General features: G+C 50.7%; 5 protein-coding genes. 2 read left to right on the top strand and 3 right to left on the bottom strand.

The features are described 5' to 3' along the window. A partial coding sequence (locus C7R94_RS26660) for an ATP-binding protein (protein WP_146142821.1) occupies positions 1–176 on the top strand: 176 nt, incomplete at its 5' end. Here C7R94_RS26660 and C7R94_RS26655 read toward each other — a convergent pair. Continuing rightward, positions 173–973, bottom strand: a complete 801-nt coding sequence (locus tag C7R94_RS26655; RefSeq protein WP_106785641.1) for an alpha/beta hydrolase family protein — start codon at positions 971–973, stop codon at positions 173–175. The two genes, C7R94_RS26660 and C7R94_RS26655, sit on opposite strands and share 4 nt — an antisense overlap. A 5-nt stretch (positions 974–978) precedes the next feature. After that, positions 979–1,866, bottom strand: coding sequence for a LysR family transcriptional regulator (locus tag C7R94_RS26650; protein ID WP_106785640.1), 888 nt, complete (start codon positions 1,864–1,866; stop codon positions 979–981). 118 nt (positions 1,867–1,984) lie between these two features. Here C7R94_RS26650 and C7R94_RS26645 point away from each other — a divergent pair, with 118 nt between their 5' ends. Further along, complete coding sequence (locus C7R94_RS26645; protein WP_106785639.1) at positions 1,985–2,371, top strand: rhodanese-like domain-containing protein; 387 nt, start codon at positions 1,985–1,987, stop codon at positions 2,369–2,371. Between the two features lie 53 nt (positions 2,372–2,424). On the opposite strand, the gene C7R94_RS26640 is transcribed toward C7R94_RS26645, so the two are convergent. After that, positions 2,425–2,838 (bottom strand): S1 RNA-binding domain-containing protein, encoded by a 414-nt coding sequence (locus C7R94_RS26640; RefSeq protein ID WP_047073233.1) that lies wholly within the window; start codon positions 2,836–2,838, stop codon positions 2,425–2,427. Positions 2,839–3,065: the final 227 nt, after the last annotated feature.

Raw genomic sequence — 3,065 nt, 5'->3', positions numbered from 1 at the left:
ATCTGGTGCGGATATTCGATCCGTTCTTCTCCTTAAAAGAGGATGGGACAGGACTGGGGCTGCCGATTTCGCGGCGAATGGTCGAAAACCACGGGGGGGAGCTGCACGTGAACAGCAAGCTGGGGAAAGGAACGGAAATCATCATTACGCTGCCGCTTATACCAAAAGAAGATTAGGCTTGCGCATCCAGCCAAGCGAACATCTTGCGCGTATACATCTCCATATCTTCCCCGACAAACAGATGGCTGGCCCCTTGCGCCAGCCATTTTTCATACGGTTTACCTGCCCGCGTCAGCGCATCTGCCAATTTATGAGCATGCTCCACTCCCACATTCTCATCTTCCGTTCCATGTATGATCAGCACAGGGCAAGAAATCTCGTCCATCCGATACAAAGGCGTCCGATAGCGGTAAGCATCCTCCTGCTTACGCGGATGACCGATGATTCTGCGCAGCATCCTTCTCAGATCAACCCGCTCCTCATAGGTCAAAAACATGTCGCTGACGCCACTCCATACGACGCAAGACAGCATGCCCTTGCACTCCATTGCGGCAAACAAGGCCATGATGCCACCGCGTGAAAAGCCGTAGACGCTGATTCGCTTCTTGTCCACCTTCTCCAGATTGCAGAGCAATTCAAATGCGGCAAACACATCATGCCTGTCTGCCCCACCGAATTCATCCCGGCCCTCACCGCCTTCATTTCCACGGTAATGAGGAGCGAGGATCACGTAGCCAAAAGCAGCCATCTGACTGATTCTCTCAGGTCTGACACGTCCCACTCCTTTTATCCCGCCCCGGCAATACAAAAGAGCCGGCAGACATGCCCCCTCCTGAAAATAAGCCTCTGGCACAGCCAATGCAGCTTTTACCAGCAAGTCCTGACTGTAGTAGGTGACGGTATAGAGCCGCACTCCCGGATAGACTGTCTCCTCAGGTTTACATGCGACAAACGGTGAAATATCTAGCTGCATCCTGCTCACGATTCCTCTCTCTGTGATCTCGTAATCGTATCCACAAGCTCCACCATCGAAGGTGACAGCCATTTCTTTTTATGATAAACAAGCTGAATGGAAAACGGCGCCTTATCCGACTGAAACGGGATGGCTGTGAGCACCCCTTCTGTGAGCTCTCTCTTGACCGCCATGAGCGGCAACAATGCCACACCCAAGCCACAGCGTACACACTGCTTGATCGCTTCCGGATTGCTAAATTGGCAGGCGATTCGCTGAGTCATCCCTGCCTCACCAAAAGCCTCCAGCAGCATGCCCCGATACGTACAGCCTTCTTCGGTCAATACAAGCGGCTCCCCGCCCAAATCATGGACAGTGAGTGCAGTTGCTGTTGTGAATCGATGGGTGGGTGGCATGACGATCACCAATTCCTCCTCGCGAATGACGTGGGTGACCAACTCAGGGTCTGTACAAGGGCGATCGAAAATGATCCCGAAATCGAGATAACCGTCCCTGATCTGTTGCACAATTTCTGCTTCCCCCGCCGTCCGCAATACTAAATCAACCTGAGGATATTGCTGGCAAAAAGCCTGCAAATACGGCGGCAGAAAGAACGCCGCCAGTGTATCGATCGTTCCAATGGCAATGGGACCTGTCGTCTGTTGCTTGATCACTTCTTTAGATTCCCCATACAGCCGAATCAATTCCCTTGCGTACGGCAGCAAGGCTTCTCCTGCTTGCGTCAGTCGCAGCTTGCGTCCGTATCGTTCAAATAGCGGGGCTCCATACGACTGCTCCAGCTTTTGCATTTGTGCCGTTACCGTCGGTTGAGCATAGCCCAGTTCTTCTGCTGCCCGTGTAAAGCTCCCATACCGGGCTACTTCGCGAAAAGTATGTAAATAGACCAGCTCCATCCCGCTTCCTCCCATAGAAATTAGTAATGTTCCTCATTAAATAGTATAGATAACTGTGATGATTACTTCAATGCTATGCTGTGTACATCACCATCACATGTACCAAGGAGGATTGGATATGTCCCTTGTTTTGCAAACACCCGCCGCGTCACCTGAAGTAGCCCGCACTCATTTTCTCGACAAGCTGTCTCTTGAGACGGATGTTTCTGATGTATGGAGTGACATCCGGAACCGTGTGGAAGGCTTTTACATCCTAGATGCTCGCAGCGAGAAAGCGTATCGAGATGGTCACGTTCCCGGTGCTTTGAATTTCCCCCATTCGCTTATTTCCGCTGAAACGACGGCTGCTCTGGACCCGACCCAGCTCCTGGTCGTCTACTGCTGGGGTCCCAACTGCAATGGTGCTGCAAAGGCTTGCGCGAAACTGGCGGCTCTCGGCTTTCGAGTAAAAGAGATGCTCGGCGGGATGGAATACTGGGAAAAAGAGGGGAATCCTACGGAATAGAAAACGCAAAAAAGGACGGGAGCTGATCCCGTCCTTCTTAGTTATCGCAAGGCTTAGTAGCCGCGTTTTGCGTTCTTTTTGTTGATTGTCGCAAGGTTCTCTTCGCTGTGCTTCAACCATTTTTTCATTTTGTCTTCGAAAGAAGCTCCGCTATCTCGTTTTGCATTCCCTCCGCGGTCGCCTCCACGATATCCACCACCACGGCGCTCTTCACGTTCCGGACGCTCAGGCGCTGGGAGTGCTGCGCGAACCGAAAGCGAGATTTTACCTGCATCATCAATGGAGAGTACTTTTACCTTTACTTGTGCCCCCACGGTAAAGTGATCATTGATATCCTTAACAAAACCGTTTGCTACTTGGGAAATGTGGACCAGCCCCTGCTCCGTTTCGCTGACTGCTACGAACATCCCAAACGGTTTAATCGCTGTCACTTTTCCTTCGATGATGCTTCCCACTTGTACTGCCATCCAGTTTGCACTCCTTTTATTTTTTCAGAAAAATGGTGAGAACCTCAAACCAGAAGCCTCATTCTCTTAGTATAGCAGAGAAATTCCAATACTGAAAAGCCTATTCTTTCTAGGTACATATTCCAAGCTAGTTATGTCCCAGTTCGAATGCATCCATTGCCATGACAAGTTCTTCATTTGTCGGGATTACCATGACTTTTACCGGAGAGTATTTCGTGCTGATAAAT

The organism is Brevibacillus sp. NRRL NRS-603, assembly GCF_003013445.1.
GTDB classification, from domain to species: Bacteria; Bacillota; Bacilli; order Brevibacillales; family Brevibacillaceae; genus Brevibacillus; species Brevibacillus formosus.
This window is presented reverse-complemented; position numbering and strand designations above follow the sequence as displayed.

Excerpts from the sequence above, each read along its gene's own strand:
- C7R94_RS26655 (WP_106785641.1), bottom strand. The coding sequence starts at position 973 with ATGCAGCTAGATATTTCACCGTTTGTCGCATGTAAACCTGAGGAGACA.
- C7R94_RS26650 (WP_106785640.1), bottom strand. The coding sequence starts at position 1,866 with ATGGAGCTGGTCTATTTACATACTTTTCGCGAAGTAGCCCGGTATGGG.
- C7R94_RS26645 (WP_106785639.1), top strand. The coding sequence starts at position 1,985 with ATGTCCCTTGTTTTGCAAACACCCGCCGCGTCACCTGAAGTAGCCCGC.
- C7R94_RS26640 (WP_047073233.1), bottom strand. The coding sequence starts at position 2,838 with ATGGCAGTACAAGTGGGAAGCATCATCGAAGGAAAAGTGACAGCGATT.